Here is a 4025-nt window from a genome sequence, read left to right as displayed (position 1 = left end):
AACCCGCGGCGCGGATCCCGGCATTCCTTCGAATGCCGTGGACCGCGCGCCGCGGGCGGGAGGATTACTTCTTCTTCACCAGGTCGTTGGCATAGGCCTCGAGCTCGTTGAGGCCGCCCTTGATGTCGGTGCGCGTGCCGGTGACCAGTTCTTCCAGGATGATGCCCCAGCGGTCGCCGAGATCGGGCCAGCGCGGATCCTGCCAGAAGTTCACCGCCGTCACCTTCCCGGTTTCGGCCAGCGCCTGGCCGAGATCGGCGCCGTAGATGTCGGCGAACTCCTTGCTGGAGAGCACGCTGGTGCGGTTGAGCTCGCCGAACTGATGCGCGTCCAGCCGGCGCTTCTCGTTCTCCTTCGACGTCGCCCAGGCGATGAACAGGCCGGCGCATTTCTTCGCCGCGTCATCCGCATTGGCCTTGGTGCCTATGGCCAGCCCATGGCCATAGCCGCCGCCGGGCAGCGGCGACGGCGGCGGTAGGAAGCCAACCTTGCCGACCACCTGCGAGGTCTTCGGATCTACGGCCATGCCCGACAGCGGCGTCGATTCGACAAGGATCGCGACCTGGCCGGAGAGGAAGGCGCCGGTCGATTCATCCCAGCTGCCGGTCTGCGTGCCGGCGGCCGAGTCCTTGAAGAGCTTGAGATAGGTCTCTGTCGCCTTCACGGCGGCGTCGGAATTGAAAGCCGGCTTGTCGCCGTCGAACCACTTGCCGCCATAGGCCTTGAAGAACGGCATCCAGCGCCAGACATTGGCGCCCGAGCCGCGCGCGCCGCGCAGCGCGATGCCGTATATGCCCTTGTCGGCATTGGTCAGCTTCGGCACGTCGGCGATCAGCTCGTCCAGCGTCTTCGGCGGCTGGATGCCGGCGGCCTCCAGCACATCCTTGCGGTAAACCATCAAGTCGCCGCCGCCGGTCAGCGGCGCGAACCAGACCTTGCCGTCATAGGTGGCGACCTTCTGGCGGCCCGGATCGAAATCGGCATAGTCGTAGTCAGCCGGGTAATAATCGGTCAGCGGCACGATCCAGCCCGAGGAGGCGAACAGCGCCACATTGGCCTCGTCGACATAGTAGACGTTGTAATTGCCGACGGTGGAAGCATCGGCGCGCGACTTGGCGCGGCGGTCGTTCTCGTTGAGGTAGTCGATCTGGAACGAAGCGCCGGAGAGCTTCTTGAACTCATCCTTGGAGTCCTCCAGAAGCGTCAGCCCGTCGCGCGGCTGCGCCAGCACCTTGACCGGCGCCGAGCAGACGGGCGCCTGGGCAAGTGCTGCGGTTGACACGGAAGCGGTAAGCACGAACGCTGCGCCGAGGCTGGCAGCGAGCCGATATGATTTCATTGATTTTCTCCTCCAGGAACAGTCGCGAAGCGGCAGATCCTTGGCCAAGCGACCCTCACCGTCGCCCGTCTGACCTGTCACCCGTCGCCAAAATGAGCAGTTGGAAGAGGCGAGACTAGAAGCCCCGTTGCAGCAGACCTGTACTTTTATGCATTGTGCGCCGCAAAAAATGTCGCCGGCAGAGTCTGTCCGTCACACGAGTATCAGTGCAATCGGAAGTGGCCGGATATCGGCTGTGTCACGCTCTTAGCGTCAGCCGCTGCCGCGACAGCTTGCGGTAGGAGGACGGCGTCATCTTGTGCTTGCGCAGGAAGGCGCGGTTGAAGTTCGAGATGTTCATGTAGCCGACCTGGAAGCAGATGTCGGTTATCGGGATCTCGGTGTCTGCGAGCAGCTTGCAGGCCTGCCAAAGCCTCAGCTTGGCGACATGGTCGCTGAAGGAGTTGCCGGTGTTCTTCTGGAAGAAGCGCGAGAAGGTGCTTTCGCTCATCCCAGCCAAGGCTGCCACGTCCGGCAGCTTCAGATCCTCGGCGAAATGCTGGAACAGATAGATCAGCGAGCGCTGAATGATGTCGAGCGACTCCGCATCGAGAAGCGGCGAAAAGTCGGGCGACGACAACAGCGCGTATTCGTCGGTGGTGGCCAGAAGGTCGAGCAGCTCGAGGAACATGCGGAACCTTGCCAGCCCGTGCACTTCGCCCATTCTTTCCATCAGCTCGGCGCCGTCCAGCGCCGTCTGGCCGTGGAAGACCATGCCGCGCAGCGAGCGCTCCAAGAACGGCTCCAGCTCGCGCAACTCCGGCAGCAGCCCGGACGAACCGCGCAGCCGCTCGGCGTCGAACTGCAGCACGATATCGCGGCCCTCGATCAGCTCGCCCGGCTGCACCGCCGTCACCCAGTCATGTGGCAGCCCGCCGCCGACGATGGTCAGGTAGCCCGGCCCGAACTCGCCGATATGGTCGCCGACCAGCACCACGCCGGACGATTTGCGCAGAAGATGGATCTCGTATTCCGGATGGAAATTCCAGACATTGCGCTCCCACGGATAATCGTCCAGCCGCCACAGGAAGCTCTCGCTCGCCTCCGTGACGATGTGCTCGAAGGCGGGCGCCGTGCGCGGAATCGCGGCCGTGTTCTTTCTGCGCCTGAACGGCATCCATTCCTCCCGGCATGGCGCGCCGGCTGCGCATGCCCGGGGGCATCCGTAGCAGCCTGCGGCCGGCAAATGAAGGAGGCGCGGGGAATCGCAGCTCCGCCTGGATCAATCGCTAACGCGGCCTCCTCCCTTGCCAACATGTCGCGTTTCGTTCACAAGGCGACGCAAATGGCGCCATTTTGCGCCATTGTGTGCGGCTTCCGGTCCCTTTTTGCCGACGCGCCGTGTTCTGAAAGAGCGGAACAATGTCTGCGATCGAAACCGGCGCCCTCGCGCCGGAAAACCTTTGGCGTCAGGAAATCAGGGCGACGGTGGCGCTTGCCTGGCCGATGGTGCTGACCAATCTCGGCCAGACGGCCATGACCGCGACCGATGTCATGATGATGGGCCGGCTGGGGCCGGATACGCTCGCGGCCGGCGCGCTCGGCTCCAACCTCTATTTCATGCCGCTGATCTTCGGCCTCGGCCTGATGCTGGCGACCTCGCCGATGATGGCGACCGAGCTCGGCCGCCATCGCCATTCGGTGCGCGACCTGCGCCGCACGGTGCGACAGGGCCTGTGGCTGGCGATCCTTATCTCGATCCCGATCTGGTTTTTTCTCTCGCATGGCGAAGAGGTGCTTCTGGCCATGGGCCAGAAGCCAGAGCTCGCGCATCAGGCCGGCATCTATCTGCACTGGCTGCAATGGGCGGTGCTGCCCTTCTACGGCTATATCGTGTTGCGCTCCTTCATCTCGGCGCTGGAGCGGCCGAGCTGGGCGCTGATCATCGTTTTCGTCGCGGTCGCCTGCAACGCCTTCTTCAACTGGGTGTTCATGTTCGGCAACCTCGGCGTCAAGTCGATGGGCATTGCCGGCTCTGGTCTCGCCACCACTCTGTCCAGCACGCTGATGTTCATCGGCCTGGCGGCGGTGGTGATCAAGGAGAAGAAATTCCGCCGCTATCGTCTGTTCGGCCGCTTCTGGCGCTCCGACTGGCCGCGTTTCCGCGGGTTGCTGCGGCTCGGCCTGCCGATCGCCGGCATCCTCGCCTTCGAGGTGACGATCTTCAATGCGGCGGCGCTGCTGATGGGCCTGATCGATGCGGATTCGCTCGCCGCCCACGCGATCGCCATCCAGATCGCCTCGATCTCTTTCATGGTGCCGCTTGGCCTCAACCAGGCGGTCACGGTCCGGGTCGGCCTGGCGCATGGCGCCGGCAATCCGGAAGGGGTGTCGCGCGCTGGCTGGACTGCCTTCGTCATCGGCGTCTCCTTCATGGCGCTGATGGGGCTGGTGATGATCCTCTGGCCGCACGCGCTGATCAGCGCCTTCATCGACCTTGCCGATCCGGCCAATGCCAGGGTGATCACGCTCGCCGTGTCGTTCCTGGTGTTCGCCGCGCTGTTCCAGATCTTCGACGGCGCCCAGGCGGTAGCCGCCGGCATGCTGCGCGGCCTGCACGACACCAAGGTGCCGATGATTTATGCCGCGATCGGCTATTGGGGCGTCGGCCTGCCGCTCGGCGTGCTGCTCGCATTCCATTTCGGCC

Annotated in this window: 3 protein-coding genes; 1 reads left to right on the top strand and 2 read right to left on the bottom strand. The window is 64.2% G+C overall.

Going from position 1 to position 4025, the window contains the following annotated elements; all coding sequences use genetic code 11:
* Positions 1–64: 64 nt before the first annotated feature.
* On the bottom strand, positions 65–1339 hold the full coding sequence (locus EOA27_RS25655; RefSeq protein WP_126079989.1) for an extracellular solute-binding protein: 1275 nt from the start codon (positions 1337–1339) through the stop codon (positions 65–67).
* A gap of 238 nt (positions 1340–1577) precedes the next feature.
* Entirely contained in the window at positions 1578–2495 is a 918-nt protein-coding gene (locus EOA27_RS25650; protein ID WP_126079988.1) for an AraC family transcriptional regulator, read from the bottom strand.
* A gap of 245 nt (positions 2496–2740) precedes the next feature.
* Between EOA27_RS25650 and EOA27_RS25645 the strand changes: the two genes are divergently transcribed.
* On the top strand, positions 2741–4025 hold a 1285-nt coding region (locus EOA27_RS25645; RefSeq protein WP_145970526.1), incomplete at its 3' end, for an MATE family efflux transporter.

It is taken from the genome of Mesorhizobium sp. M2A.F.Ca.ET.037.01.1.1 (assembly GCF_003998075.1).
Classification (GTDB): domain Bacteria; phylum Pseudomonadota; class Alphaproteobacteria; order Rhizobiales; family Rhizobiaceae; genus Mesorhizobium.
Note: the sequence above shows the minus strand (reverse complement) of the source record. Positions and strands in the feature narration are given on the sequence as shown.